We start from the raw sequence: 25,699 nt of genomic DNA on the forward strand, positions 1-25,699 counted from the left end.
GGCACCGGGACCGTCGACGTGACGGTCACCACCCCGGCCGGCACCAGCCCCGCCGGCAGCCAGGACCGGTTCAGCTACCAGGCCCCGGCGCCGTCGGTGGGTTCGCTGAACCCGACCTCGGGTCCCCAAGGGGGCGGCACCCAGGTGACGATCACCGGCTCGGGCTTCACCGGGGCGACCGCGGTGAACTTCGGGCCCAACGCGGCCAGCGGCTTCACCGTGAATTCCGACACCCAGGTCACCGCGACCTCGCCGGCTGGCACCGGGACCGTCGACGTGACGGTCACCACCCCGGCCGGCACCAGCCCCGCCGGCAGCCAGGACCAGTACGTGTACCGACCCGTTCCGCAGGTCACGGGCTGGACGTGCGCCATTGACCCGAACCACACCGGGTGCACAAACGTCAACGGCGGCGACACCATCGCTATCGCCGGCTCGGGCTTCACCGGGGCCACCGCGGTGAACTTCGGGTCCAACCCGGCCATCAGCTTCACGGTTGACTCCGACACCCAGATCACCGCGGTGACTCCTGGCCGCGGGACGGGACCGGGCATCGCCGACATCACCGTCACAACACCAGGAGGCACGAGCCCAACGAACGCCAACGACCAGTTCTCCTGGGACTGAGCCGCGCACAGGTGACCTGACTGCCTGAAGTTGGTACCGATCAGTTCAGCTACATCTAGGCCCGATGACGGCGGCGACTTAGGAGGTCTCGTATGAACGCAGTGGCGGAGAGCAATCCACGACTCGGTCGCGTGGGGGCGTGGATGGGCGTCGCGTTCGTGGTGCTGTTCGTGGCCGGCACCTTTGCCATTCCCATGCCGAGCGACAACAAGAAAACGGCGGAGTGGGCGAAGTGGTGGACCGACAGCGGCCATCGTGCGGGTGCGATCGTCGGCGCCTACCTGACGGTGCTCGGTGTGCTCGCGTTCATCTGGTTTGCGTCCAGCCTGCGGGATCGCTTCGGTGAAGGCGGCCGGCTCATGTTCACCTTCGGATCGATCTTTGCGGCGCTCGCACTGGTTTCGGTCATGGTGCGGGTGTCGATCCCGGGGGCGAAGCAGTTTGGGAGCACCCCGGTCCCGGCGGGCGGAGACCTCGCCCGACAGTTCGACCAGATCGGGTTTGCACTGTTGCTGGTCGCCGGAGCCTTGGCCGCGGGCCTCTTCGTCGGGATGGCGTCCCATCTTGCGCGCCGGAGCGGGACGCTCCCGGGATGGTTGACCATCGCGGGATACGTCGTAGCGGTGCTGCAACTGGTGGCCTCGTTCTTCTTTCCGTTCCTGCTGTTCCTGTTGTGGGTGCTAGTCGCGTCGATTGTGCTGCTGCGACGGGCGACGCGCGCGAAGACCACGGCGGCTGTATCGAGCGGATAATGCCCGACCAGCGCGGGTGGTGATCGCCCGCCAGTGTTCACCAATGCGAGCGGTGTCGCCGGGAAGCGCCAACACCTCAACCTGCTCGGCTTCGCCCTCGTCACCAACTCCCTGGCCCGATACCGAGCCCCGGCCCAAGCCGCCGCGTAGACCTTCCTACTCTTCCTGCCCCGCAGCAGCGCGCGCTCGGTTCGGCAACGCTCCCGGCGCGGTGCGCCACCAGTGCCGTGAACACCGTCCACCGGAGCAGTCTCGAGTGCTCGTCTCGGTCAGGAGAGGTTTTCTGCCACCATTTGTACAAACTTTCTGCCACCATTTCTACATATCCCGCCCAGGTAGCTCAGCGGACAGAGCAGCCGCCTCCTAAGCGGCAGGTCGTCGGTTCGAGTCCGACCCTGGGCGCGAGAGGTCCGCAAGTAGGGGGACCAGCGTGGTGTCTTCGGACTCGTGTGCCGGACGTGGCGTCGCTCGAGCGCCCGCGCGCCGCGGCGAGCCCGGGTGCCACGACACGACGAGCCGAGTGACCGAACCGAGAGCTGGAGGACGACGTGCTGAGCACGATGCAGGACTTCCCGTTGACCATCACGCACCTGTTCGACCATGGACGTCGGGTCCACGGTCAGAGCGAAGTTGTGACGTCACGTGCCGACGGGACCCGCAGGTCGTCTTTCGCCGAGATCGCGGATCGAGCTGATCGTCTAGCCGCTGCGCTCGAGCGGCTGGGCGTCGGCTCGGGCGACCGAGTGGGGACGTTCCTCTGGAACACCCACGAGCACCTCGAGGCCTACCTCGCCGTGCCCAGCATGGGCGCGGTGCTCCACACTCTCAACCTCCGCCTCTTTCCAGCGCAGCTCGCGCAGATCATCAACCACGCCGAGGACAAGGTGATCGTGGTCGACGACACCATCGTTCCGCTGCTCGCGGCGGCGGGCGAGCTGCGGACGGTGCAGCGTTTCATCGTGATCGGGGACGGCGACGCCAGCGCGCTCGGCGCGGTCGATCGTTACGAGGAGCTGCTCGCCGCCGAGGAGCCGGGGTACGCCTGGCCCGTGCTGGACGAACGCTCAGCAGCGGCCATGTGCTACACGAGCGGCACGACCGGGGCGCCGAAGGGCGTCGTGTACAGCCACCGTTCCACATTCCTGCACGCCTTCGGCTCCAGCCTTCCGGTCGGGCTCCCCGTCTCCGATCGGGACCGCGTGCTGGTCATCGTGCCGATGTTCCACGCCAACGCGTGGGGCATCCCGTATTCGGCGTGGATGCTCGGCGCCGACCTGATCTTCCCCGAGCGGTACGTGCAGGCGGAGCCGCTATGCGCGTTGATCGACGCCGAGCGCCCGACGGTCTCCGCCGGCGTGCCGACGGTGTGGAGCGACGTCCTCAACTACGGGGCGACGAATCCGGACGCGGACCTCTCGAGCCTGCGGCTGGTGACCGCGGGCGGCTCGGCGCCCCCTCGTGCGCTGATGGAGGACTTCCAGCTGCGATTCGGCGTGCGGATGATCCAGGGCTGGGGCATGACCGAGACGAGCCCCTGCTGCACGCTGTCCCACCCGCCGTGGCCGTTTGACGAGGACGACCTCGACTGGCGTACGAAGGCGGGGCGGGTCCTGCCCGGCGTCGAGCTGCGGATCGTCGCCGCTGACGGCACCGTCCTGCCCAACGACGGCGAGAGCCAAGGCGAGGTCGAGGTCCGCGGACCGTGGATCACCGGGTCCTACTACCGCGACCCTGCGCCGGAGAAGTTCGACGACGGCTGGCTCCGCACCGGCGACATCGGGACCCTCGACGAGGTCGGGTTCCTCGAGATCCGGGACCGCGTGAAGGACGTGATCAAGTCGGGCGGCGAGTGGATCTCGTCGGTCGAGCTCGAGAACGAGCTCATGGCGCATCCCGACGTCGTCGAGGCCGCCGTGGTCGCGGTCCCGGACCCCAAGTGGGAGGAGCGACCCCTCGCGGTCGTGGTCCGTCGCGCGGGGAGCGAGGTCTCCTCGGCCCAGCTGTGCGCCTTCCTCGAGCCGCGGGTCGCCCGCTGGTGGGTGCCCGAGCGGTGGGCGTTTGTCGCCGAGCTGCCGAAGACCGGTGTCGGGAAGTTCGACAAGAAGGAGCTTCGAGCGAGGTACCACGCCGGCGACCTCACGCCCGAGGCGGTTCCCGCCGTCGGCTCGTAGCGGTCGAGATCCGGTTTCCCACCCGCGACGCAACGAGCGGCGTCGATCGTCCGAGACCCGCGGTCTGGCGGCAAGTGGAGGGGCTCGTCGGCCTCGTTCAGGCGGTTGCCCGCCGACGGGCGGGGCGTCTTCGGATCAGTCGGTGAGCACGTTGGGTCGGGGCAGGCCCTGTGCCTCGCAGAGGAGGTAGTAGGCGGCGAGCGTCCCGGCCCCGTCGGTGACGCTCTCGACGTTGCCTTCGGCGTCAAGGTTCAGGTTGGCGCCGTACATGTGGAACCACACCCGGGTGTCGTCCTCGATGCAGGCCAGCGTGTGGACCGAGCCGGCGGGCTCGTAGAGGAAGGAGCCGGCCCGGTTCACGTACTCGTACTCCTTGTACTTCCAGGCTCCGGACCTCGTGTATCCCCAGACGGGGCCGGTGTGGCGATGCGTCTGCACCTCGAAGCCGGCCTGGAACACGTTCTCCACGATCCAGAGTCCCTCGCGCTCCTTGACCTGCAGCACCTTGAGCTTGTTGCCGTCGCCGATCTCGACGAAGGGCAGCTCGTCGGCGCCGACGTGCACCGCGGTGGGGGTGGGCTCGGTGATGGTCATGGACCCAGTGTGCCCGATCCGGGAACCGGGAGCCCATAGAGCCGGGCGGCGTTGCCGGCGAGGATCGCGGCCTTGCGGGGCTCGCCGAGGTCGTCGCGCTCGGCGAGCAACTTGACGCTGTGTGGGAAGGCGCAGTCCCAGTGGCAGTAGTCCGAGGCGTAGCAGACCACGTCGTCACCGACCGTGTCGCACACCCACGGCACCGAGCGCTCCTCGGGCTCGCACGACACGAACCCCCGTCCTCGGAAGTACGTCGACGGGGGACGATCGAGCTCGGGGGCCTGCTCGGGCAGCAGCTCCCAGTGCTCGTCGAGCCGCTCGAGCCAGAACGGCAGCCAGCCCGAGCCCGCCTCGAGGAACGCGACCCGGAGCTGCGGGAAGCGGGCGAGCACCCCGCCGACGGTGAAGCTGGTGAGCGCCAGCATCGCGCCCACGGGGTGGGTGATGGCGTGCTTGGCGAGGCGGGTGGTGAAGCGGTCGATCGCCACGGGCACCTGCCCCGGCGCCTGCCCGCCACCGTGGACGCACACCGGCACGCCGAGCCGCTCCGCCGTCGACCACACCACGTCGAACGCAGGGTCGTCGAGGTTGCGGTCCAGGATGTGCTGCGCCGTCACCATGCCGACGAAGCCGTGGTCGCGCACGCATCGCTCGAGCTCGTCGGCGGCCTGGGGCGGGTCGAGCATCGGCAGCTTGGCGACCAGCTTCAGGCGCTCGGGTGCGTGGGCGGCGTACTCGGCGCGAGCGTCGTTCAGCGTGCGGCAGAGCGCGGTCGCGAACTCGGGGTCGTGCAGCGCCCACTCCTCGCCGCTGCCGGGCGGGAACATGACGGCGACGTCGATGCCCTCGAGGTCCATGTCCTCGAGTCGGGCGGCCGGGTCGTACATGCCCGCCCGCATGTGGGGGTCGAAGTCGAGCTCGTCGTCGTCGTCCCACGTGGCGGCGCGCGGGTTCGCGTCGCTGAGCTGGAGGCCGCCGCCCGGGACGTCGCCGTAGGTCTGCTTCATCGACCGGACGTACGCCGCCATCTGGGTGCGGTACCGGTCGGGGATCCGGCGCCGCCACCGCGGCGGCTCGCCGCCGTGGCCGTCAGCGTCGACGACCGGGTAGCCGAACGATCCCACGATGCCATGATGACCCGTCCCCACCACGACCGGCGAGGCGACGGCGATGCGCGGCCATGGCTACTCGGTGGTCGACGTCCACCACCACGTCGGCGACGCGTTTGACGCCCGCCGGCTGTACGGGCTCCAGCCGACCCGCGACTCGACGATCGTCGGGCCCTCGTCCGACGAGGCGCCGCCGGGCGGTCCCGAGTCGACGGGGCGTGCGATCAGGGGCGCCAGCCGGCGGCCTTGCGCTCGGCGCAGGTCGGGCAGATCGGGTACCGGGCCGGGTCCCGGCTCGGCACCCACTTCTTCCCGCAGAGGGCCACGATCGCCTCGCCCGTCACGTACGCCCGGGCAATGTCCCCCTTCTTGGCGTAGTGCGCGAACCGGTCGTGGTCGCCGTCGTCGAGGATGGGACGCTCGGGCGCCTCGACCGGGGCCGGGGCCACCGTCTCGGTCGGCATCGACCGGATGGTACCGGCGGGCCCGGACCCGAGCGGTGCCGGCCGGCGGGCGGCCGCTCACGGGGTGCGCGCGCCGTCGATACGCTGCGCCCGATGCGTGGACTGCTCTACGGCGTTCGACCCGCGGCGTGGGAGCCGCCGGCGGGGGCGGAGGAGAACCCGCTCCTCCGGGGCCTCGCCCAGACGCCGATGCGGCTCACCGACCTCGACGACCCGAGCTTCCTGCTCCCCGACTGGGTGATCACGCGGCCCCGGCTCACCGGCATCTGCGGCTCCGACTCCAAGCAGGTGTTCATGGACTGGGGCGAGGTCCAGTCGCCGGACAACCCGATGAAGGCGTTCTTCTCGCTGCCCCAGGTCCTCGGCCACGAGGTCGTCGCCGACGTCACCGCGCTCGGACCGCGGGCCGAGGGCCTCGAGGTCGGTGACCGGGTTGTGCTGAACCCGTGGCTGTCGTGCGCGCCGCGAGGCGTCGACCCGGTGTGCCCAGCCTGCGAGCGCGGGGACTACAGCCTCTGCTGGAGCTTCGCGGTCGGGCCGATCGCGCCCGGGATCCACACCGGCACGTCCCGCGACGCCAGCGGCGGCTACGCGACGCTCATGCCCGCGCACGACTCGATGCTCTTCAAGGTGCCCGACGAGGTGCCCGACGAGCTGGCCGTGTTCGCCGACCCGTTCGCGGTGAGCCTCCACGCGGTGACGCGACACCCGCCCCCGCCCGACGGCCGGGTGATGGTGTACGGCGCGGGTGCCCTCGGCACGTGCGCGACGGCGATCCTGCGGGCCCTGCACCCCGACGTCGAGGTCCTCGTCGTCGCCCGCTTCGAGAGCCAGGCCGCGCTGGCGCGGTCGTTCGGGGCCACCGTGATCGGGCACGAGCCCACCCTGGCCGTCATCGAGGAGGCGGCGGCCTGGTCCGGCGGTGTCCTGCAGCCCGCCGACGGGCTGCCCATGGCGTTCCCCGGCGCCATCGACGTCGTGTACGACACCATCGGCAAGCGCGAGACCTTCGAGGTGGGCGCTCGGGTGATGCGGGCTCGGGGCACCATCGTGAAGGCCGGCGTGCACGGCCCGACGTTCTGGGAGGACACCCCGCTGTACTTCAAGGAGGTGTCGCTCGTCGGCTCGAACGCCTTCGGCTACGAGGAGATCGACGGCGTCCGCCAGCACGGGATCGCCCACTACCTCGACCTGGTGCGCGACGGGCGGGTCGACCTGACCGGGATGCTCACTCACACGTTCGCGCTTGGCGACTGGCGCGACGCGTTCGTCGCCCTCGCCACCCAGGACCGCTCGGGGGCGATCAAGGTCGCGTTCGACCAGCGCGACGGGACGTAGCCGGTGCCCGACGACCACCTCACCGTCGCCACGCCGGACGGCGCCATGGACGTGTACGAGGCGCGGCCCGAGGATGAGGCCCGCGGGGCGGTGGTGGTGATCCAGGAGGCGTTCGGGGTGAACCGGCACATCGAGGACGTGACGCGGCGGTTCGCCGCCACCGGGTACCACGCCGTCGCTCCTGCGGTCTTCCACCGCGCCGGGGGCGGCACCATCGACGACTACGACAACCTCGACTTCGCCAAGATGCTCGCCCTGTTCGAGGGCGTCACCGACGACTCCGTGCTCATGGACGTCGACGCCGCCCTCGGCGTCGTCCGTGACGCCGGCTTCTCGGACGCCCGGATCGGCGTGACCGGGTTCTGCTTTGGCGGCCGCGCCGCCTTCCTCGTCTCGGCGCGCCGGGCGCTCGGCGCCGGCGTCAGCTTCTACGGCGGCGGCATCGTGTCCGCCGGTCACCTCCCCTTCCCGCCGCTCATCGAGGAGGCGGGGAGGCTCCGGACGCCGTGGCTCGGGCTGTTCGGGGACCAGGACACCAGCATCCCGGTCGAGGACGTCGAGCGCCTGCGGGAGGCCGTGCGCGCGTCCCCGGTCGACACCGACATCGTCCGCTACCCGGACGCCGGGCACGGCTTCCACTGCGACGCGCGGGCCAGCTATCACGAGGCCTCGGCCCGCGACGCGTGGGCTCGGGCCCTGGCCTGGTTCGACGCCCACCTGCGCTGACGGGCCCTCGCTGCTGGCCGGACCCGGGCTTGGCTACAGAGCGCGCGATCGGCCACACTGCGAGTGACTAACGGCGGGGCCGCTCCGACGAGGGAGGCTGGGTGAGCGCACGGCGCGTGACCGCCCCTGCGCCCCGCGACGTCGATGTCCACGAGCTCACGCTCGAGGCCCGGTGGGCCGCCCGGTGGCAGGGATGGGCCGACTGGCCCCTCACGGCCCCGATCGTCGCCCTCGCCGGCCTGGCCGTGGCGCTCGACGTCGCCGCGGCCTGGACCGGGACGACGCTCGGCTCGGTCGGGCCGGTGGAGGTCTCGCCCGCCCTCCCGCTCGCCGCCGCCCTGGTCGCGAGCCTCGGGGTCGCGCGCCTCGGCGCGAGCCGCCGCTCGCTGCTCGCCTGGCGAGAGCTGGCGGTGGGGCTCGGCGCAGTCGTGGCCCTGGCGACCCTCGGCTACGCCCTCCTGCTCGCCCGACCCGCCGAGGCCGCGGGGCTCCTCGTGGCCGCGCTCGGCGAGGAGCTCGTGTACCGGCTGGCCGCCGTCCTCGTCGTCGGCGCGCTGTGCGCGCGGCTGCTCCGCCGCGACTGGCGGACGCCGCGGGCGTGGGGCGCCGCGCCGGGCCTGGTCGCGCTCGGCGTCGGCGCGCTGCTCTTCTCGGTGCTGCCGGGCCACGTCGTCCAGATGACGAACCTGGCCCGCACGGTGCCGTTCGCCAGCCTCGCGCTCCTGCTCGGGTACACCGTCCTGCGGACCGGCGCCGTGTGGCCCGCCGTGCTCGTGCACGCGCTCCTGAACCTGACCACGATGGCCGCCTGGCGCGGCGCCAGCCCCGCCGGCGTGCGCCTGGCGATCGCCGCCACCGCGCTCGGGGCGCTGGTGGCGGCGGCCGACATCGCCGGTCGGCGGCTCGGGGTCCGACGGCGGGTGCCAAGCGTGATCGACCTCTCCGGCCTCCGGCCGGACTGACGCCGCCGTACGCTGCCGCGTAGCGGAGACCGCGCCGCTCGAGCGACGAGTCCGCGGGCGCGTGGCGGGCCGGGGGGCAGGGACGGCATCGACGACGACGGAGCAGTTTCGAGGAGCGCACCACGCGCTCGCCCCCGGCTGCGTGACCATCCGTGGCTCGTCGTCGCGACCGCCGGCCTGAGCGCGCTCGAAGCCGGCGTCGTCGCCGCCACCGGCGCGCCCGGCGCGGCCGCGCTCGCGCCCCAAGCCGCCGCTCCCACCCCGTTCGACGTGTTCCACGACCTGCGGTGGCTGCTCGTGTACCACCATTCGTGGGCGACGTTCGCGCTCGAGGCGCTGGCCCTGCTCGCGGTGCGCAGCGTGGTCGTGACCGTCCTCGTGCGGTCGGCCTGGCCCGAGTTCGTCGTCCGGCCGCCGTGGCCGGACGAGCTGCGCCGGACCGCCGGCTTCGTCGCCCTCGTGGCCGTGCTGCTCCTGCCGGTCGCGGTGCTCGCCTTCGGCATGGCCGTCGTCGCGCTGTCGTGGCTCTTCTTCGTGACCGTGCCCGTCGTGCTGATGGCGGCGCTGCTCGTCCACCGCGGCGCCGTGTCGCCGGCGTGGTGGCGCGACCGTCCCACCGTCGAGACGGTGTGGGTCCTGTTGGTCGCCTTCGTCGCGCTGACCGCCGCCGGCGCCGTGCTCGACGCCGCGCCCGTGGCCGCACGGGTGCCGCTCGCCGGGCTCGCGGGGCTCGCCGACGCCTGGTGCTGGCTGCGCCTCGTCCACGCCGTCGCCGGCGCCCGGCCGCCGGAGCGACGCCGCCGCCCGTTCGTCGTCGTCGCCCTCGCGGGGTTGGTCGCGCTCGTGGTCGGGGGCACAGCCGCCGGCTTCGTGGTGTCCGTCGCCGTCGAGGCCGACCGCAGCCCCGTCCCGCCGGTCGCTCGGCAGGCCACGGGCACGCCGGTCCTGATCGTGAAGGGCTTCAACTCGCAGTGGGACGGCGTGACGCGCCGGTGGGTGCGCGGGAAGCACCGCATCCGCCGGTTCTCGTATCGGGGCCTCGATACTCGCGGGCAGCCGCGCCCCTACGCCCGCGGCGACACGCACCAGTCCGTCCGCGACCTCGCGCTCGAGCTCGGCCGGCAGGTCGACGCCTTCCACGCCGTGACGCACGAGCCGGTCGGCATCGTGGCCGAGAGCGAGGGCGCGCTCGTCGCGCTGGCGTACGTGGCCGCCGCCGCCCACGCGCCGGTGCAGGCGGTCGTGGCCCTGAGCCCGCTGCTGACGCCGGGTCGCGTCTTCTACCCGCCCGTCGGCACCTCGGGGTGGGGGACCGCGGCCGGGAGCGTCCTCGACGGGCTGGCCCGCGCCCTCAGCGTCGTCGGGCCGGTCGACGTCACCGCCGACACGGCGCTCTTCCGGTCCTTCGCCGACGAAGGCCCGGCGCTGCAGGGACTGGTGCGCTGCGCCACACCCGGCCGGCGCGAGTTCGCCGTCCTGTCGCTCGACGCGGGCGTCACCGCGCCCGGCCCGGTGACGGTCGGGATCCCGCACGCCGTCGTGCCCGCGTTCCACGGCGGGCTCCTCGGCGACCACACCACCGCGGCGCTGATCGGCGACATCCTCGACGGCCGGCCGGCGGCGGGCTCCGGCTTCTGGCGCGGGGCGAGCGACGTCGTCGGCGCGCTCGGCTCGGCGTGGCAGGCGCCGGGCCTCGGTCGCGGCCTCGAGCCCGCGTGGCGCACGCTGCCCGACCCGGGCGACTGCGACGCCGTGCGCGCCGCGATCCGGCGCTGGATCGGGCCGGTCGCCTCGCCGGGATGAGCGGAGGCGAAGGTCAGAAGGAGGCGGAGGTCAGAAGAGGAAGCGGCTCAGCGCCTCGACCACGCAGGCCGGCTTCTCGCCGCCCTCGATCTCGACCGTGTTGCGCGTGGTGACCTGCACCCCGCCCGGGACGTCCTGGACGTCGATGATCTCGGCGCCCACCCGGATGCGGGACCCGACGAGCACCGGCGCCGGGAACCGGACCTTGTTTGCCCCGTAGTTGAGGCCCATCGTCGCCGACGGGACGCGCAGGAGGCCGGGCAGGAACTGGTTCGTGATCGACAGGGTCAGGTAGCCGTGCGCGATCGCCGTCCCGAACGGGCCGTGCTTCGCCCGTTCGGGGTCGACGTGGATCCACTGGTGGTCGCCCGTCGCGTCGGCGAAGCGGTCGACGCGCTCCTGGGTGATCTCGACCCAGTCTCCGAACCCGAGATGGGTTCCGACGGCGCGGTGCAGCCCCTCGGGGGAATCGAACTCCACGGGTAGTGGGTCAGTTTAGACCCGGCGCAGCGGTGTGCTGCTGGGCCCTACCGGCCCGGAGGATGTTGCGGGCGGCGTTGGTGTCGGCGTGGGCGAGATGACCGCACGCCTGGCACTCGAACACGGCGCCGCGCCGGTTCCCGGCTGAGACGTGCCCGCAGTGGGCGCAGGTTCGGCTGGTGTTGTGGGGGTCGACTGCGATGACGGTCCGACCGGCGCTCTCAGCCTTGTAGGCGATCATCGCGAGCAGGCGTCCCCACCCGGCGTCGTGGATACGACGGTTCAGAACAGTCTTGGCCGCGGCCCCGTTGGGCTGGTAGCCGCCAGCGGGGTCCGGCTTGGGCTTGGGGCGACGGACCAGGTTCGACACCACCAGGGCCTCATGCGCGATCAGGTCGTGGTCGTCGACGAGGCGGCGGGAGAGCTTGTGCAGCGCGTCGGTGCGGCGGTTGCGGATGTGGCGGTGCGCTTCGGCGACGCGTTCGGCGGCCCGCCGCCGATGCCTCGAGCCGCGTTGCTTGGTGGCCAGGGCTCGCTGGGCCGACGCGAGCTGGGCGGCGGCGCGGCGAGAAGGGCGGTCATTGGCCAGCAGGTCCCCGTCACTAGTGGCCACCAGCACCGTGACGCCCAGGTCGATGCCGACCTGGCGGCCCGTCGCCGGGAGCGGTTCGGCGGGCACGTCCACACAGCGGATGGTGACCCACCAGCGTCGACCCTCGCGCCGCACTGTGATCGCCTTCGCCGTGCCCTTGAGAGGCCGGTGCAGCCGCACCTTGAGCGCGCCGACCCCGTGCAGGTGGAGACGCCGGGCCGCCTTGTCGAGCCGCCATCCGTTTCGGTCCTCCCACTGCAGCGAGTCCCAGCGGCTCAGCGGCCGGAACCGTGGGTATCCCGGCCGCTGCCCAGCCTTGGCGCGCCGATAGAACGCGGCGAAGGCCCAGTCCAGGCGGCGCAGCGTCCCCCGACACACCGTCACCCCGGCCGCCAGCACCTCCGGGCGCACCGCCCGCAACCCGGTTAGCGTGCGGCACTGCTCCACATAGGAGACCGAGCGGTGCTCCCAGCGCCACGCCCCTCGACGCTCCTCCAGGGCCGCGTTGTACAGCTCGCACTGCAGGCCCAGCAGCCCGACCAGGGCCGACTCCTGGCGGGCCGTTGGGCTCAACTTGTAGCGGAACGAACGGCAGCGACCAACCGCCACGACTACAAAGACCAACCACGACACCCAATGTGACCCGCTACCTGGAGTTGCGCTTCTCGGCCGCCGACGAGGCCTTCCGTTGCGAGGCGCGCGACTGGCTCGCCGACCGGCTCTCGGGGGAGTTCGCGGCCGTGCGCGGCCGGGGCGGACCCGGCGACGAGCACCAGCTGTTCGAGGAGCGGGCGGCGTGGGAGCGGGCCCTCGGAGCGGCGGGCTGGATCGGCATCGGCTGGCCGCGCGAGTACGGCGGCGGCGGGCGGTCCCTCACCCAGCAGGTCATCTTCTTCGAGGAGTACGCGCGCGCCCAGGGACCCGGCCGGGTCGGGATCGTCGGCGAGGGGCTCCTCGGCCCCACGCTCATCCACTTCGGCAGCGACGACCAGCGGCGACGGTTCCTCCCCGGGATCCTGGCCGGCACCGAGATCTGGTGCCAGGGCTACTCGGAGCCGAACGCCGGCTCCGACCTCGCCAACGTCCAGACCCGAGCCGAGCGGGACGGCGACGAGTGGGTGGTGAGCGGCCAGAAGGTGTGGACGTCGCTCGCCCACTGGGCCGACTGGTGCTTCGTCCTCTGCCGCACCGACCGCGACGCGCCGCCGCACCGCGGCATCTCGTACCTGTTGGTGCCGATGCGCCAGCCCGGGGTCGACATCCGCCCCATCGCGCAGCTCACCGGGACCTCCGAGTTCAACGAGGTGTTCTTCGACCGCGCCCGCACCGACCAGGCCAACGTGGTCGGCGCCGTCGACGACGGCTGGAAGGTCGCCATGGGGACCCTGGCCTTCGAGCGGGGCGCGTCGACGCTCGGCCAGCAGCTCAGCTTCGAGAACGAGCTAGCCGACATCCTCGGGCTGGCCCAGAAGCGCGGGCGAGGCGACGACCCGAACCTCCGCCAGCGGCTCGCAGACGCCTGGATCCGGCTGCGGATCATGCGGTTCAACGCGTTACGGTCGCTCACCGCCCTCGAGCGCGGCGAGATGACGACGCTGACGAGCGTCCACAAGCTCTACTGGGCCACGCTGCACCGGGACCTCGGCGAGCTGGCGATGGCCGTGCTCGGCGCCGACGGCGCGGTCGTCGACGCCGGGCCGTACGAGCTGGCGCCGTCGCAGCGACTGTTCCTCTACAGCCGGGCCGACACCATCTACGGCGGCTCGAACCAGATCCAGCGCAACGTCATCGGCGAGCGCGCGCTCGGGCTACCGCGGGAGCCCCGATGACGGGAGCGCCCGCCTACCCGGACGCGCACGGCCTGCTCACCGGGCGGGTGGTCGTCGTCACCGCGGCCGCGGGCACGGGCATCGGGTTCGCCACCGCCCGGCGGTGCGCCGAGGAGGGCGCGACGGTCGTGCTGTCCGACCATCACGCCCGCCGCCTCGACGAGGCCGCCGACGCGCTCGCGGCGGCGCAGGGTCGCCGGCCCCTCGCCGTGGTGTGCGACGTGACCCGGGAGGACGACGTGCAGCGCCTGCTGTCGGCGGCGGTCGGCGAGCACGGCGGCGTCGACGTGATGGTGAACAACGCCGGCCTCGGCGGGACCACCGAGCTCGTCGACATGACCGACGAGCAGTGGCGGGTCGTCCTCGACGTCACCCTGGACGGCACGTTCCGGTGCACGCGCGCCGCGCTGCGGCACATGCTGCCGCGCCAGCGGGGCGTGATCGTGAACAACGCCTCGGTCCTGGGCTGGCGGGCCCAGGTCGGCCAAGCCCACTACGCCGCCGCGAAGGCCGGGGTGATGGCGCTCACGCGCTGCGCCGCGGTCGAGGCGGCCCCCCACGGCGTGCGGGTCAACGCGGTGGCGCCGAGCCTGGCCACCCACCCCTTCCTGTCGAAGGTGATCAGCGAGGCGGTGCTCGCCGAGCTCGCCGACCGCGAGGCCTTCGGCCGGGGCGCGGAGCCCTGGGAGGTCGCCAACGTCATCGTGTTCCTCGCCAGCGACTACGCCTCCTACATGACCGGTGAGGTGGTGTCGGTGAGCGCCCAGCATCCGTAGACGCGCCTCGGCCCTCGCCACCACACTGCTCCCATGGCCGACTGGCTCGTACCGCTCTCGCGTCGGACGAACTTCATCGACCGATCCGGCGCCACGCTGACCCCGCGGTTCGAGGTCGTGCGCAACGCGGCGCTGGCCGGCGAGCTGGCGTCGGTCGACGTCGAGGTGCGCGGGGCCTTGGCCGACGCCGAGCCGGGCGACACGGTCTGGGTGCTGTGGTCCGAGCACGACGTGGGCGTGATGGCGGTCGGACAGGTCCGCCGTCGGCACGCCCGCCACGGTGGGGCCCCCGAGCTCTCGGTCGCGCTCGACAAGGCCCGCACCCGTCTCCTCGTGGTCGACCCGATGCCGACGGTGTTCGTGCGACGGTGGATCCCAGACCTGCGCGGCGGCTCCCGCCTCGACCACCGACCCCGCGCCTACGAGGTCATCCAGTCGTGGGAGCAGGAGCGCGGGGCGCGCGACGACGACCTCCTGCGCCCGTTGGGGCTCCAGAGCTGGCGCGCCCGAGCCGGGCGGGGCACCGGCGACCGGCCCGTCGACGACCCCGCGCTGGCCTCGGTCGTCCCGTTCCTGCGGTCGCAGGACTTCGCCGTCGGCGTCGTCGCGAGGGACGGCGGCACCCGGCTGGTGGCGCGGCGCAGCCGCGACCTGCTCGTGATCCACGCCGTCGCCGTCGATCGCGACCGGGCGGCCACGTACCAGGGCTTCGGGCTGGTCCGGGCCCACCGCTGGTCGATCGAGCGCACCCACGCCGACCTCCACGTGCGGGCGTGGCCCTGGCTCGTGTACGCGGCCAAGCCGGCGGCGGAGCTCATCGCCTTCCTCGAGGACGAGGGCGTGCTCGTCACGTGGCGTCAGGCCAGCGGCCAGGTCGAGATGAGCGACCGGTCGAAGCAGCGCTGGTACCGGGACCTCGGCGTGCGCTGATCAGCCGCCGGGGTTCGCGGCCCGCAGGTACGCCGGCCACTCGCCGCCGCCGTGCACCACGACCTGCTCGCCGGTGATGTACCGGCTCAGCGGCGACGCCAGGAGCAGGCAGACGTCGCCGACGTCGGCCGGCGTCGCCATCCGGCCCGCGGGCACGGTGGCGCCGACCGCGGCCACGCCGGCGTCGTCGCCGTAGTAGAGGTGCGCGGCCTCGGTCTCGACCAGGCCCACGGTCACGCAGACGACCCGGACCGCGGGCGCGAACTCGAGGCCGAGGGTCTGGGTCAGGTTGATGAGCCCGGCTTTCGCCGCGCCGTACGCGGCGGTGCCCGGCGAGGGCCGCAGGCCGCTGACGCTCGAGATGTTCACGATCACGCCGCCCTCGGGCTGGTCCCGCATGACGGCGTAGGCCCGCTGCGCGAAGACGAGCGGGGCCACGAGGTTCAGCGTGACGATGGCGCTGGTGAACTTCGGGGAGACGGTCGCGGTGTCGGACGGAGGCGCGCCGCCGGCGTTGTTCACGAGCACGTCGAGGCGGCCGAACCGCTCGGTCGTGAACGCCATCACGGCGTCGATCTGCTCCGGGTCGCGCACGTCGGCGGCGACGAAGGCCGCGGTGCGGCCGCCGGCGGTCGGGAGCGCGTCGGGCTCGTGCCGACAGCAGATCACGACGTCGGCGCCCGCGGCGAGGAACTGCTCGGTGATGCCCCGCCCGACGCCACGGCAGCCGCCGGTGACGATGACCACCGTGCCGGTGAAGTCGAGACCGTCGCGCCGCGAGCCGTCGGTCACGGTCCCGACCGTAGTTGAGGGGGTCTCCGATACGCTCGGGAGCCGTGATCCGCTCCGAGGTCCGCGACCACGTCGCCGAGGTCGTGATCGACAACCCGCCGGTGAACGCGCTCCCGGTGAAGGGCTGGTTCGAGCTCGCCGACACCATCCGCGCCCACGGCCGGGATCCCGACGTGCGGGCCCTCATCGTGGCGGCGAACCCCGAGCTGCGGGCGTTCCAGGCCGGCGTCGACATCAAGGAGCTGGCCGCCGACCCGACGAAGCAGTCGCTGATCGAGGTCAACCGGGGCTGCTGGGAGACCTTCGCCGCCGTCTACGACTGCGAGGTGCCGGTGATCGCGGCCGTGCACGGCTACTGCCTCGGCGGGGGCGTGGGCATCGCGGGGAACGCCGACATCGTGGTGGCCGCCGACGACGCCACCTTCGGGCTCCCGGAGGTCGACCGCGGCGCGCTCGGGGTCGCGACGCACCTGGCCCGGCTCGTGCCGTACCACAAGATGCGGGCCATGTTCCTCACCGGCGCCACCATCTCCGCCGGCGAGCTCCTCGCCTTCGGGACCGTCGAGCGGGTCGTCCCGCGCGCCGAGCTCCTCGACGCCGCCCGCGAGCTGGCGCAGGTGATCGCGGCGAAGAGCCCGCTCGTCATCCGGGCGGCCAAGGAATCGCTGAACGCGATCGACCCGGTCGACGTGAAGCGCTCCTACCGGTTCGAGCAGGGGTTCACCTTCGAGGTGAACCTCTGGGGCGACTCCGACGAGCTGCGGCAGGCGTTCGTCGAGAAGCGCGACGCCGACGTGGGCGACGCCGGGGACACGCGGTCGTGAAGCCGCGCGTCCCGGTCGTCGACGGGCTGTTCACCGACGGCGACGGCGGGCCGCGCCTGCTCGGCGGCCGGTGCCCGCGCTGCGGGGCCTGGTTCTTCCCGAAGCAGTGGTCGTTCTGTCGGAACCCCCACTGCGACGGCGGCCCGCTCGACGACGCGCCGCTGTCCGCGCGCGGCCGGCTGTGGTCGTGGACCGACAACCGGTACGCACCGCCGCCGCCCTACCCGGCGCGAGAGCCGTTCGAGCCGTACGGCGTCGCCGCGGTCGAGCTCGACGCCGAGCGCATGCTCGTGCTCGGCCAGCTGGCCGCCGGCACCGACGTCGCCACCCTCAGCGTCGGCCAGGCGATGGAGCTGGTCGTGGAGCCGCTGTTCGAGGACGAGGAGTCGGTGCGGACGGTCTGGAAGTGGCGCCCCGAGGGGTCGACCCGATGAGCGACGTGCGGATCCTCGGCGTCGGCATGCACCCGTGGGGGAAGTGGGGCCGCAGCTTCGCCGAGTACGGCGTCGTCGCGGCCCGGGCCGCGCTCGCCGACGCCGGCCTGGTGCCCGCCGACGTGCAGTACCTCGCCGCCGGCACGACGATGCGCAACGGCTACCCCGGCTACGTCGCCGGCTCCACGCTGGCCCAGGCGCTCGGCTGGTCGGGGATCCCGGTGTCGTCGAGCTACGCCGCCTGCGCGTCGGGCGCGGTGGCGCTCGACGCCGCCCGGGCCCGTCTCCTCGCCGGGAAGGCCGACGTCGCCCTCGTCGTCGGCGCCGACACCGCGCCGAAGGGCTTCTTCGGCCCGCTGCCGGGGGAGCGTCCCGAGGACCCGGACTGGCTGCGCTTCCGCCTGCTCGGCGCCACGAACCCCACGTACTTCGGGCTCTACGCCCGTCGGCGCATGGAGCGGTACGGGGCGACGCCGAAGGACTTCGCGGCAGTGAAGGTGAAGAACAGCCGCCACGGCGCCTCGAACCCGAACGCCCGCTACCGCAAGGTGTTCACCGAGGACGAGATCGCCGAGTCGCCGGTCGTCGCCGACCCGCTGCGGCTCGTCGACATCTGCGCCACGAGCGACGGCGCCGCCGCGGTGGTGCTGGCCAGCCCGGACTTCGCCGCCCGGCGCGACGAGCAAGCCCGCCAGCTCGCGGTGACGGCGGTGTCGACGGTCACGCCGACGTACCCGAACACCGCCCTCGACCTGCCCGACATCGCCACCGACTCCGGGGTCGGCGCGCCGCCACCGCCGCGACCGTTCCGGGACTCGATCGCGCACGCCGCCTACGAGGAGGCCGGCGTGGCGCCGGACGACCTGAGCTGCGCCGAGGTGTACGACCTGTCGACCGCGCTCGAGCTCGACTGGTACGAGAACATCGGGCTGTGCGGGCCCGGCGAGGCCGAGGCGCTCCTCCACGCCGGCGCCACCACCCTCGGCGGCCGGGTGCCGGTGAACCCGAGCGGCGGCCTGGCGTGCTTCGGCGAGGCCATCCCGGCGCAGGCGCTGGCCCAGGTGTGCGAGCTGGCGACCCAGCTGCGCGGCGAGGCGGGGGAGCGGCAGGTCGACGGCGCCCGCGTCGGGCTGGCGATCAACCAGGGCCTGTTCGGCCACGGCTCCTGCGTGATCGTGACGCGGTGACTCAGCCGAGCGGGCCGATGAGGGTGGTGGCCAGCTCGTCGAACGCCCGCCGGTAGGCGTCCGGCTCGGTCTCCCAGACCGCCACGACCCATCGGGAGACGCCGAGGTCGGCGTACTGGGCGACGCGCTCGGGCCTCGTCCCGCCGCTGTAGGTGAGCTCGATCGCGTCCGGGTCCCGCCCGGCGTCACGGGCCGCGCCGCGCATCTGCTCGAGGCGCGCCGAGAAGTCGTCCGGGCGGAGACCGATCGGGAAGTAGCCGTCGCCAAGGCGCCCCGCCCGCCGGGCCGCGGCGCCGCTGTGGCCACCGACGAGGATGGGCACGCCGCCGGCCTGGGCCGGCTTCGGGTTGCACTTGGCCCGGTCGAAGTGGGTGAAGACGCCGTGGTACGTCGGCTCGGGCTCTCGCCAGAGGACGCGCATCGCCTCGATGTACTCGTCGGTGCGCGCGCCGCGGTCGTCGAAGCTCGTACCGACCGCCTCCGCCTCCTCGCGCAGCCAGCCGACGCCGACGCCGAGGCGCAGACGTCCCCCCGAGAGCCGGTCGACGGTCGCGCACTCCTTCGCGCAGACGACCGGGCTGCGCTGCGGGAGGATCAGCACCCCGGTGCCGAGCCGGAGCGTGCGCGTCACCCCGGCCAGGAAGGCGAGGAGCCCGAGCGGGTCGGGCACGTCGTCGTCCTCGATCCCGATGCGCCCCTCGGGGTTGTACGGGTACCGCGACGTGTACCCGGCGGGGATCACCGCGTGCTCGAACACCCACAGCGATTCGAACCCGGCGTCCTCGGCCGCCCGCGCGTACGCCGCCACTGCGTCCGGGGACGACAGGAACCCGTCCTGGCACGGCGGCATGACCCCGAAGCGCACGGGCGCCGACGCTACCGGCCATGGCTGGGCCGGCGCGCCGGCCACTCGCTACCGTCCGGGGGTGGGCGTCGACGCCGTCGCGGCCGTACCCGGGCGGGGACGGATCGTCCGCCGCGCCGTCCTGCTCGTCGGCGCGCTCGTCGCCCTCTACCTGTTCATCCCGACGCTCGGCCAGGTGCTGTCGGCGTGGCCCCGGCTGGCCCACCTGAACCTGCTCTGGCTCGCGGTCGCGGTCGGCGCCGAGGCCGGGAGCTTCGTGTGCGTGTGGTGGCTGCTCGCGTTGGCGCTGCGCGCCTCCTCGTGGTTCGCGATCGCCACCTCGCAGCTGGCCGGCAACGCGCTGAGCCGCGCCGTGCCGGCGGGCGCGGCCGCCGGCGCCGCCCTCCAGTACCGGATGCTCGCCGCGTCGGGCATCGACGCCACCGCCGCCGGTTCGGCGCTGACCGCGGTCACCCTCATGCAGCTGGCCACGCTGGCGGCGATCCCGGTGCTCGGCCTGCTCCTCTCGCTGACGGGCCGGCCACTGAACCACGGCCTCCAAGCGGCGGCGTGGGTCGGCCTCGGCGCCTTCGTCGCCCTGGTGGTCGTCGGCGCGGTGCTGTCCAGCTCGGACCGGGCGGTGGCGTGGATCGGTGCTGCGATCCAGTGGGTGCGCAACCGCGCCCGCCGGCGCCACCCGCCGCTCACCGGCCTGCCGGACGAGCTGCTCGCCGAGCGCGACATGGTCCGGCGGGCCCTCGGCCGGCGCTGGGGCTCGGCGCTGCTGGCCTCGGTCGGCAAGTGGGCCTTCGACTACTTCGCGCTGCTGGCGTGCCTCGCCGCGGTCGGCGCGCAGCCCGACCCCGGGCTGGTGCTCCTGGCGTACGCGGCCGGCGCGGTGCTCGTCATGATCCCGATCACGCCGGGCGGCCTCGGCTTCGTGGAGGCGGGCCTCACCGGGGTGCTGACCATCGCCGGCGTCGCGCCGGGCGACGCCGTCCTCGCCACCCTGGCCTACCGCATGGTGTCGTTCTGGCTGCCGCTGCCGACCGGGCTCGGCGCCTACGCCGTGTTCCGGCACCGGATCCGCCGGCCGCTGCCGGCGGCGTGAACCCGACCGGCTGAACCTCGAGGCCTCGGGATCGACGGCGCCGGCCTCATCGCAGCCACCGGACGCCGGCGGGGCCGGCGACGACGACCGCGCTCGTCAGCCCGAGGAAGAGGCCGTGGGCGACGACGCCGGCCCGGGCGGCCAGCTCGCCCGCGAGCCCGAACGGGTCGTCGATGGGCCCGAACGAGGCGTCGAGGACGAGGTTGCCCTGGTCGGTCCGGAAGGGCTCGCCGTCCGACGCGGTGCGCACCGTCACCACAGCGCCCAGCGACTCGAGGAAGCGCGCCTGCGACGCCCAGCCGAGCTCGAGCACCTCGAGGGGGACCGGCCGCCGGGTGCCGAGCCGCGGGGAGAGCTTCGTCTCGTCGACGACGATGAGCTCGCGTCGGCTCGCCTGGGCGACGATCTTCTCGCGCAGGTGCGCGCCGCCGCCGCCCTTGATGAGGTTCAGGTCCGGGTCGACCTCGTCGGCGCCGTCGATGGTCAGGTCGAGCTCGCGGGGGAGCTCGGCGGGGAGCAGCGGGATCCCGAGCTGCTCGGCCTCGCGCTGGGTCTCCTCCGAGGTCGCGAAGCCGACGAGGTCGCGCAGCGTGCCGTCGGCCAGCCGCGCCCCGACCCGACGGGTGGCGAAGATGGCGGTGCTGCCGGTCCCGAGGCCCACCGCCATGCCGGACTGCACCTCGTCGGCCGCGGTCTCCGCAGCCTGGCGCTTCCAGCCCGCCTGCGGGTCGGTCACGCCGGCGACCCTAGTGGGACCTCCCGGGTACTGTCCGCGGCGGATGGGTATCCGGATTGAGCGGGTCGTCGACCACGTGGCCGAGGTGGTGCTCGACGTCCCGCCGGTGAACGCGCTCGGTGGCGCGGACTTCCACGAGCTGGCCCGGGTCGTCACCGGGCTCGGTCGCGACGCGTCGGTGCGGGCGTTGCTGCTGCGCTCGGCGGTCGAGCGCGGCTTCGCCGCCGGCGTCGACGTGCGCGAGCTGACCGACGGCGGGCCCCAGGCCGTGGTGGCGGTGACGCGCGGGTGCGCGGCGGCCTACGGCGCCGTCGACGAGTGCGACGTCCCCGTGGTCGCGGCCGTCCACGGCTTCTGCCTCGCCACCGGCGTCGGCCTCGTCGGCGGCGCCGACGTGATCGTGGCCGCCGAGGACGCCACCTTCGGGCTGCCGGAGGTCGACGCCGGCGGCCTCGGGACCGTCACGCAGCTGTCTCGCCTCGTCCCGGAGAAGAAGGCCCGGTGGCTCGCCTACTCCGGCGCCCGGGTCGGCGCCGCCGACCTGCGGTGTTGGGGCGCCGTCGAGCGGGTCGTCGCCCGGGCGCAGCTGCTCGACGAGGCGCGCGCCGCCGCCGCGGCGCTGGCGGCGAAGCACCCGCGCACCCTCCGAGCGGCCCGCGCCTCGCTGCACGCCATCGACCCCGTCGACGCCCGCCGCTCCTTCCGGCGCGAGATGGGCCGGATCTTCGAGCTGAACCTCACCGCGGCGCCCGGCCCGGCCCGGTCCGCGCTGCTCTCGGCGCGTCGATGAGCGCGGACAAGCGCCTCACCGAGGAGGACGTCGTCGCCGAGCTGCGCGACGGGATGACGATCGGGATCGGCGGGTGGGGCTCGCGCCGCAAGCCGATGTCGATCGTGCGGGCCATCCTCCGCTCCGGGCTCTCCGATCTCACCGTCGTCAGCTACGGCGGGCCCGACGTCGGCATGCTCTGCGCCGCCGGCAAGGCCCGCAAGGTCGTGTACGGCTTCGTGTCCCTCGACTCGATCCCACTCGAGCCGCATTTCCGGGCCGCGCGCCAGGGCGGCACCATCGAGGCGATGGAGCTCGACGAGGGGATGCTCCAGTGGGGCCTGCGCGCGGCGGCGATGCGGGTCTCGTTCCTGCCCTGCCGGGCCGGGCTCGGGTCGGCGATCCTCGAGATCAACCCCGACCTGCGCACGATCGTGTCGCCCTACGGGGGCGAGGAGCTGGTCGCCATGCCCGCCCTCCCGCTCGACGTCGCGCTGCTCCACGCCAACCGGGCCGACCGTCGCGGCAACGCCCAGTACCTGGGGCCGGACTGGTACTTCGACGACGTGTTCGCCATGGCCGCACAGCGGACCTTCGTGTCGTGCGAGCGCGTCGTCGAGCCGGGGGCGATGCTCGCCGAGGGATCCGAGCAGACGATCAAGGTGAGCCGCCTGTGGACCGACGGCGTCGTCGAGGCGCCCTTCGGCGCCCACTTCACCCACTGCGTCCCCGACTACCCGCGGGACGAGGCGGTCCAGCGCGACTACGCGGCGTCGGCCGCGGACGCAGCGGCCTGGTCGGGGTTCCGCGCCCGGTGGGTCGACCTCCCGGAGGCCGACTACCGGCGTCTCGCCGAGGCGTCCCTGGACCGCGTGTCGTGACCGCCACCCTCGCCGAGGTGTGCGTCGTCGCCTGCGCCGAGGCCTTCCGCGGCGACGGCGAGATCCTTGCCAGCCCTATCGGGGTCATCCCCACCCTCGGCGCCCGCCTCGCCGCCCTCACCTTCGAGCCCGACCTCGTCTACACCGACGGGGACGCGCTCGCGCTGGCGGCGCCGGTCCGACTCGGCGACCCCGCGGCGCCGAAGGTCGTCGAGGCCTGGCTCCCGTTCGGGCGGATGTTCGACGTCGTGTGGTCCGGCCGCCGGCACGTGATGATGGGCGCGACCCAGATCGACCGGTACGGTAACCAGAACATCGCCTGCATCGGCCCGTGGGCCCGGCCGAAGGCGCAGCTGCTCGGTGTGCGCGGCGCCCCGGGCAACACCGTCAACGACCCGACCAGCTACTGGGTCCCAAGCCACTCGCAGCGCGTGTTCGTGCCCGCCGTCGACTGCGTGTCCGGGGTCGGCTACGACCGAGCCGCGGCCGCGGGCCCGAGCGCCACCGTCTTCCACGAGATCCGCCGCGTGATCTCGAACCTCGGCGTCTTCGACTTCGACACCGCCGACCACGCCATGCGGATCCGGTCGCTGCACCCGGGCGTGACCGTCAGCGCCGTGCGTGAGGCCACCGGCTTCGAGCTCGCGGTGCCGGCCCTGGTCCCGACCACGCGAGCGCCGACCGACGAGGACCTCCGCCTGCTCCACGAGGTGCTCGACCCGGCGGGGCAGCGCGAGGGCGAGGTGAAAGCCTGATGCACCCGACCCTGCACACCGCCCTCTGCGACCTGTGCGGCATCCGGGTCCCGATCGTCCAGACCGGCATGGGCTGGGTCGCCGGCCCCCGCCTCGCCGCCGCCACCGCCAACGCCGGCGGGCTCGGGATCCTCGCCGCCGGGACGATGGACTACGAGCAGCTGCGCGCCGCCATCGCCGAGACCCGCGACCGCACCGACGCGCCGTTCGGCGTGAACCTGCGCTCCGACGCGCCCGACGCGGCCGAGCGCTGCGAGCTGCTGATCCGCGAGGGCGTGCGCGTCGCGTCGTTCGCGCTAGCGCCGGACCCCAGGCTCATCGAGCGCCTGAAGTCGGCGGGCGTCGTGGTGATGCCGTCGGTGGGCGCCAAGCGGCACGCCGAGAAGGTGGTGGCCTGGGGCGCCGACGCGGTGCTGGTCCAGGGCGGCGAGGGGGGCGGCCATACCGGGCCCGTCCCCACGTCGCTGCTGCTCCCGCAGGTGGTCGACACGGTGGACGTGCCCGTGGTCGCGGCCGGCGGGTTCTTCGACGGTCGGGGCCTCGTCGCCGCGCTCGCCTACGGCGCCGCCGGCATCGCCATGGGCACCCGGTTCCTGCTGACCCAGGACAGCCCGGTGCCGGCGGCGGTGAAGGACGTGTACCGGTCGAAGGCGGTGACCGACACCCTCGTCACCACCCAGGTCGACGGGGTCCCGCACCGGGTGCTGCGCACCGACTTCACCGAGCGGCTCCACCGCGCCGGTCCTGTGATCGGCCTGCCCCGCGCCCTCCGCAACGCGGCGCGCTTCCGGCGGCTGTCCGGGCTGCGGTGGCGCGACCTCCTGCGCGAGGGACGAGCCATGCGCACCGCCCAGGAGCTCACGTGGAGCCAGGTCCTGATGGCCGCGAACACGCCGATGCTGCTGAAGGCGGCGATGGTCGACGGCCGCCCCGACCTCGGCGTGATGTCGAGCGGCCAGGTCGTCGGCCTCCTCGACGACCTCCCCACGGTGGCCGAGCTCATCGACCGCATCCTCGAGGAGGCCGAGGCGACGCTGAAGCGGCTCGGCGCGTGACCGCCACGATCGCCGCCGACGCGCTCGTCGAGCCGGGCTGGGGCGCGGTGGCGGACGCCTTCCGCGCCAACTTCGACCACGGCGAGGTCGGCGCCGCCTGCGCCGTGCACCACGACGGGCGCCTGACCGTCGACCTCTGGGGCGGGCTCGCCGACCGCGACGCCGGCCGGCCCTGGTCGCGGGACACGATCGTGATCGTCTTCTCGAGCACGAAGGGGGTCACCGCGATCGCCGCCAACCTCCTCATCGACGCCGGCCGGCTCGACCCCGACGCGCCCGTCGCCCGCTACTGGCCCGAGTTCGCGGCGAGCGGCAAGGCCGGCGTCACCGTCGCCATGGCGCTCTCGCACCGGGCCGGGCTGGCGGCCGTCGACGCCGACCTCACGATCGACGACCTCGTGGCTTGGGACCCGGTGGTGGACGCGATCGCGGCCCAGGCACCGAACTGGGAGCCGGGCACCGCCCACGGCTACCACTCGCGCACCTTCGGGTGGATCGTGGGCGAGCTGATCCGGCGCGTGACGGGGCGGATGCCCGGCGCCTTCGTGGCCGAGGAGCTGGCCCGCCCCCTCGGCCTCGACTTCTTCCTCGGCCTCCCCGAATCCGAGGACCGCCGCGTCGCCACCCTGTACCCGGCGCCGGAGGCCGCCGCCCTCGACGAGCTCGCGGCCGCCGACCCGACGACCCTGTTCGCGCGGGTCCTGACCGGTCCGTCGAACCTGCTCCACTACGACGAGCAGTGGAACACCCGCCGGCTGCGCGGCGCCCAGCTGCCGTCGTCGAACGGCCACGGCGACGCCCGGTCCCTCGCCCGCCTCTACGCCGCCTGCCTCGGCCCCGTCGACGGGGTGCGGGTGCTGAGCGACGCCGCGCTCGACCGCGCCACCGCGGTCCAGGCCGAGGGGCCGGACCTCGTCCTCGGCCAGCCGCTCACCTTCGGCCTCGGGTTCTCGTTGCCGCCCACGCTCGGGCCCGCGGCGGGGCCGCGCTCGTTCGGCCATGCCGGCGCCGGCGGCTCGCTCGCCTACGCCGACCGCGACCGCGGCCTGGGCTTCGGGTACGTCATGAACCGGATGCGGCTCGGGCGGCCCGAGGACGACCAGCGGGCGGCCCGGCTCAGCGCGGCCGCGGCCGCGTGCGCCGAATGAACGCGGCGAC

The 25,699-nt window shown here is 73.7% G+C and carries 27 protein-coding genes and 1 tRNA gene; 20 read left to right on the forward strand and 8 right to left on the reverse strand.

The window, feature by feature from the left end; genetic code table 11:
• The 4 genes from VG869_06515 to VG869_06530 form a co-directional block, all read left to right on the forward strand.
• On the forward strand, nt 1–627 hold a 627-nt coding region (locus tag VG869_06515), incomplete at its 5' end, for an IPT/TIG domain-containing protein (GenBank protein HEV3450843.1).
• Nucleotides 628–719: 92 nt separating this feature from the next.
• Entirely contained in the window at nt 720–1,379 is a 660-nt protein-coding gene (locus VG869_06520; GenBank protein ID HEV3450844.1) for a hypothetical protein, read from the forward strand.
• Nucleotides 1,380–1,708: 329 nt separating this feature from the next.
• Nucleotides 1,709–1,781, forward strand: a tRNA-Arg gene (locus VG869_06525).
• Nucleotides 1,782–1,927: 146 nt separating this feature from the next.
• The gene (locus VG869_06530) at nt 1,928–3,550 is read left to right on the forward strand and encodes a long-chain fatty acid--CoA ligase (protein HEV3450845.1); all 1,623 of its coding nucleotides are present in this window, start codon (nt 1,928–1,930) and stop codon (nt 3,548–3,550) included.
• 135 nt (nt 3,551–3,685) lie between these two features.
• On the opposite strand, the gene VG869_06535 is transcribed toward VG869_06530, so the two are convergent.
• From VG869_06535 to VG869_06545, 3 genes are all read right to left on the reverse strand, one after another.
• A complete protein-coding gene (locus VG869_06535; protein ID HEV3450846.1) occupies nt 3,686–4,144 on the reverse strand; it encodes a 2,4'-dihydroxyacetophenone dioxygenase family protein in 459 nt (152 codons plus the stop codon).
• A complete protein-coding gene (locus VG869_06540; protein HEV3450847.1) occupies nt 4,141–5,268 on the reverse strand; it encodes an amidohydrolase family protein in 1,128 nt (375 codons plus the stop codon). The genes VG869_06535 and VG869_06540 overlap by 4 nt, the downstream gene beginning before the upstream one ends.
• Before the next feature lie 209 nt (nt 5,269–5,477).
• Nucleotides 5,478–5,717, reverse strand: coding sequence for a DUF3039 domain-containing protein (locus VG869_06545; GenBank protein HEV3450848.1), 240 nt, complete (start codon nt 5,715–5,717; stop codon nt 5,478–5,480).
• A gap of 93 nt (nt 5,718–5,810) precedes the next feature.
• Here VG869_06545 and VG869_06550 point away from each other — a divergent pair, with 93 nt between their 5' ends.
• From VG869_06550 to VG869_06565, 4 genes are all read left to right on the forward strand, one after another.
• Complete coding sequence (locus VG869_06550; GenBank protein HEV3450849.1) at nt 5,811–7,055, forward strand: alcohol dehydrogenase catalytic domain-containing protein; 1,245 nt, start codon at nt 5,811–5,813, stop codon at nt 7,053–7,055.
• Between the two features lie 3 nt (nt 7,056–7,058).
• Nucleotides 7,059–7,781: a dienelactone hydrolase family protein gene (locus VG869_06555; GenBank protein HEV3450850.1), complete on the forward strand. Its 723-nt coding sequence runs from the start codon at nt 7,059–7,061 to the stop codon at nt 7,779–7,781.
• 101 nt (nt 7,782–7,882) lie between these two features.
• Nucleotides 7,883–8,743: a CPBP family intramembrane glutamic endopeptidase gene (locus VG869_06560; protein ID HEV3450851.1), complete on the forward strand. Its 861-nt coding sequence runs from the start codon at nt 7,883–7,885 to the stop codon at nt 8,741–8,743.
• A gap of 270 nt (nt 8,744–9,013) precedes the next feature.
• A complete protein-coding gene (locus VG869_06565; protein ID HEV3450852.1) occupies nt 9,014–10,546 on the forward strand; it encodes a hypothetical protein in 1,533 nt (510 codons plus the stop codon).
• A 30-nt stretch (nt 10,547–10,576) separates the two neighbouring features.
• Here VG869_06565 and VG869_06570 read toward each other — a convergent pair whose 3' ends face one another.
• Together VG869_06570 and VG869_06575 are read right to left on the reverse strand one after the other, a co-directional pair.
• The gene (locus tag VG869_06570; protein ID HEV3450853.1) at nt 10,577–11,026 is read right to left on the reverse strand and encodes a MaoC family dehydratase; all 450 of its coding nucleotides are present in this window, start codon (nt 11,024–11,026) and stop codon (nt 10,577–10,579) included.
• Nucleotides 11,027–11,036: 10 nt separating this feature from the next.
• Nucleotides 11,037–12,191 carry a transposase gene (locus VG869_06575; GenBank protein HEV3450854.1) on the reverse strand — a complete coding sequence of 385 codons (1,155 nt, stop codon included), beginning with the start codon at nt 12,189–12,191 and terminating at the stop codon, nt 11,037–11,039.
• Between the two features lie 77 nt (nt 12,192–12,268).
• Between VG869_06575 and VG869_06580 the strand changes: the two genes are divergently transcribed.
• From VG869_06580 to VG869_06590, 3 genes are read left to right on the forward strand one after another with little or no spacing between them, the layout of a single operon-like run.
• Complete coding sequence (locus tag VG869_06580; protein ID HEV3450855.1) at nt 12,269–13,447, forward strand: acyl-CoA dehydrogenase family protein; 1,179 nt, start codon at nt 12,269–12,271, stop codon at nt 13,445–13,447.
• Nucleotides 13,444–14,223, forward strand: coding sequence for an SDR family oxidoreductase (locus VG869_06585; GenBank protein ID HEV3450856.1), 780 nt, complete (start codon nt 13,444–13,446; stop codon nt 14,221–14,223). The genes VG869_06580 and VG869_06585 overlap by 4 nt, the downstream gene beginning before the upstream one ends.
• Nucleotides 14,224–14,256: 33 nt before the next feature.
• Nucleotides 14,257–15,153: a hypothetical protein gene (locus VG869_06590; protein ID HEV3450857.1), complete on the forward strand. Its 897-nt coding sequence runs from the start codon at nt 14,257–14,259 to the stop codon at nt 15,151–15,153.
• On the opposite strand, the gene VG869_06595 is transcribed toward VG869_06590, so the two are convergent.
• A complete protein-coding gene (locus tag VG869_06595; protein ID HEV3450858.1) occupies nt 15,154–15,945 on the reverse strand; it encodes an SDR family oxidoreductase in 792 nt (263 codons plus the stop codon). It abuts the gene before it with no gap.
• A gap of 44 nt (nt 15,946–15,989) precedes the next feature.
• On the opposite strand from VG869_06595, the gene VG869_06600 reads away from it, so the two are divergent.
• Genes VG869_06600 through VG869_06610 form a run of 3 tightly spaced genes read left to right on the forward strand, consistent with a single transcriptional unit; the run spans nt 15,990 to nt 18,390 of the window.
• Entirely contained in the window at nt 15,990–16,769 is a 780-nt protein-coding gene (locus VG869_06600) for an enoyl-CoA hydratase family protein (protein ID HEV3450859.1), read from the forward strand.
• Complete coding sequence (locus tag VG869_06605; GenBank protein ID HEV3450860.1) at nt 16,766–17,203, forward strand: OB-fold domain-containing protein; 438 nt, start codon at nt 16,766–16,768, stop codon at nt 17,201–17,203. The genes VG869_06600 and VG869_06605 overlap by 4 nt, the downstream gene beginning before the upstream one ends.
• Nucleotides 17,200–18,390, forward strand: coding sequence for a lipid-transfer protein (locus VG869_06610; protein HEV3450861.1), 1,191 nt, complete (start codon nt 17,200–17,202; stop codon nt 18,388–18,390). Before VG869_06605 ends, VG869_06610 begins: the two co-directional genes overlap by 4 nt.
• A 1-nt stretch (nt 18,391) precedes the next feature.
• Here the strand turns inward: VG869_06610 and VG869_06615 are convergent, their stop codons facing one another.
• Nucleotides 18,392–19,255, reverse strand: coding sequence for an LLM class F420-dependent oxidoreductase (locus tag VG869_06615; protein HEV3450862.1), 864 nt, complete (start codon nt 19,253–19,255; stop codon nt 18,392–18,394).
• A 61-nt stretch (nt 19,256–19,316) separates the two neighbouring features.
• On the opposite strand from VG869_06615, the gene VG869_06620 reads away from it, so the two are divergent.
• The gene (locus VG869_06620; GenBank protein HEV3450863.1) at nt 19,317–20,345 is read left to right on the forward strand and encodes a lysylphosphatidylglycerol synthase transmembrane domain-containing protein; all 1,029 of its coding nucleotides are present in this window, start codon (nt 19,317–19,319) and stop codon (nt 20,343–20,345) included.
• Nucleotides 20,346–20,391: 46 nt separating this feature from the next.
• Here VG869_06620 and rpiA read toward each other — a convergent pair whose 3' ends face one another.
• On the reverse strand, nt 20,392–21,081 hold the full coding sequence (gene rpiA, locus VG869_06625) for a ribose-5-phosphate isomerase RpiA (protein HEV3450864.1): 690 nt from the start codon (nt 21,079–21,081) through the stop codon (nt 20,392–20,394).
• Between the two features lie 43 nt (nt 21,082–21,124).
• Between rpiA and VG869_06630 the strand changes: the two genes are divergently transcribed.
• From VG869_06630 to VG869_06650, 5 genes are read left to right on the forward strand one after another with little or no spacing between them, the layout of a single operon-like run.
• On the forward strand, nt 21,125–21,871 hold the full coding sequence (locus VG869_06630; GenBank protein HEV3450865.1) for an enoyl-CoA hydratase family protein: 747 nt from the start codon (nt 21,125–21,127) through the stop codon (nt 21,869–21,871).
• A complete protein-coding gene (locus tag VG869_06635) occupies nt 21,868–22,731 on the forward strand; it encodes a CoA-transferase (protein HEV3450866.1) in 864 nt (287 codons plus the stop codon). The genes VG869_06630 and VG869_06635 overlap by 4 nt, the downstream gene beginning before the upstream one ends.
• Nucleotides 22,728–23,486: a CoA-transferase gene (locus VG869_06640; protein ID HEV3450867.1), complete on the forward strand. Its 759-nt coding sequence runs from the start codon at nt 22,728–22,730 to the stop codon at nt 23,484–23,486. Before VG869_06635 ends, VG869_06640 begins: the two co-directional genes overlap by 4 nt.
• A complete protein-coding gene (locus VG869_06645; protein ID HEV3450868.1) occupies nt 23,486–24,541 on the forward strand; it encodes a nitronate monooxygenase in 1,056 nt (351 codons plus the stop codon). The genes VG869_06640 and VG869_06645 overlap by 1 nt, the downstream gene beginning before the upstream one ends.
• On the forward strand, nt 24,538–25,689 hold the full coding sequence (locus tag VG869_06650) for a serine hydrolase domain-containing protein (protein ID HEV3450869.1): 1,152 nt from the start codon (nt 24,538–24,540) through the stop codon (nt 25,687–25,689). The genes VG869_06645 and VG869_06650 overlap by 4 nt, the downstream gene beginning before the upstream one ends.
• The last annotated feature ends 10 nt before the right edge of the window (nt 25,690–25,699 follow it).

It is taken from the genome of Acidimicrobiia bacterium, from assembly GCA_035948415.1.
Taxonomy (GTDB): domain Bacteria; phylum Actinomycetota; class Acidimicrobiia; order IMCC26256; family PALSA-555; genus PALSA-555.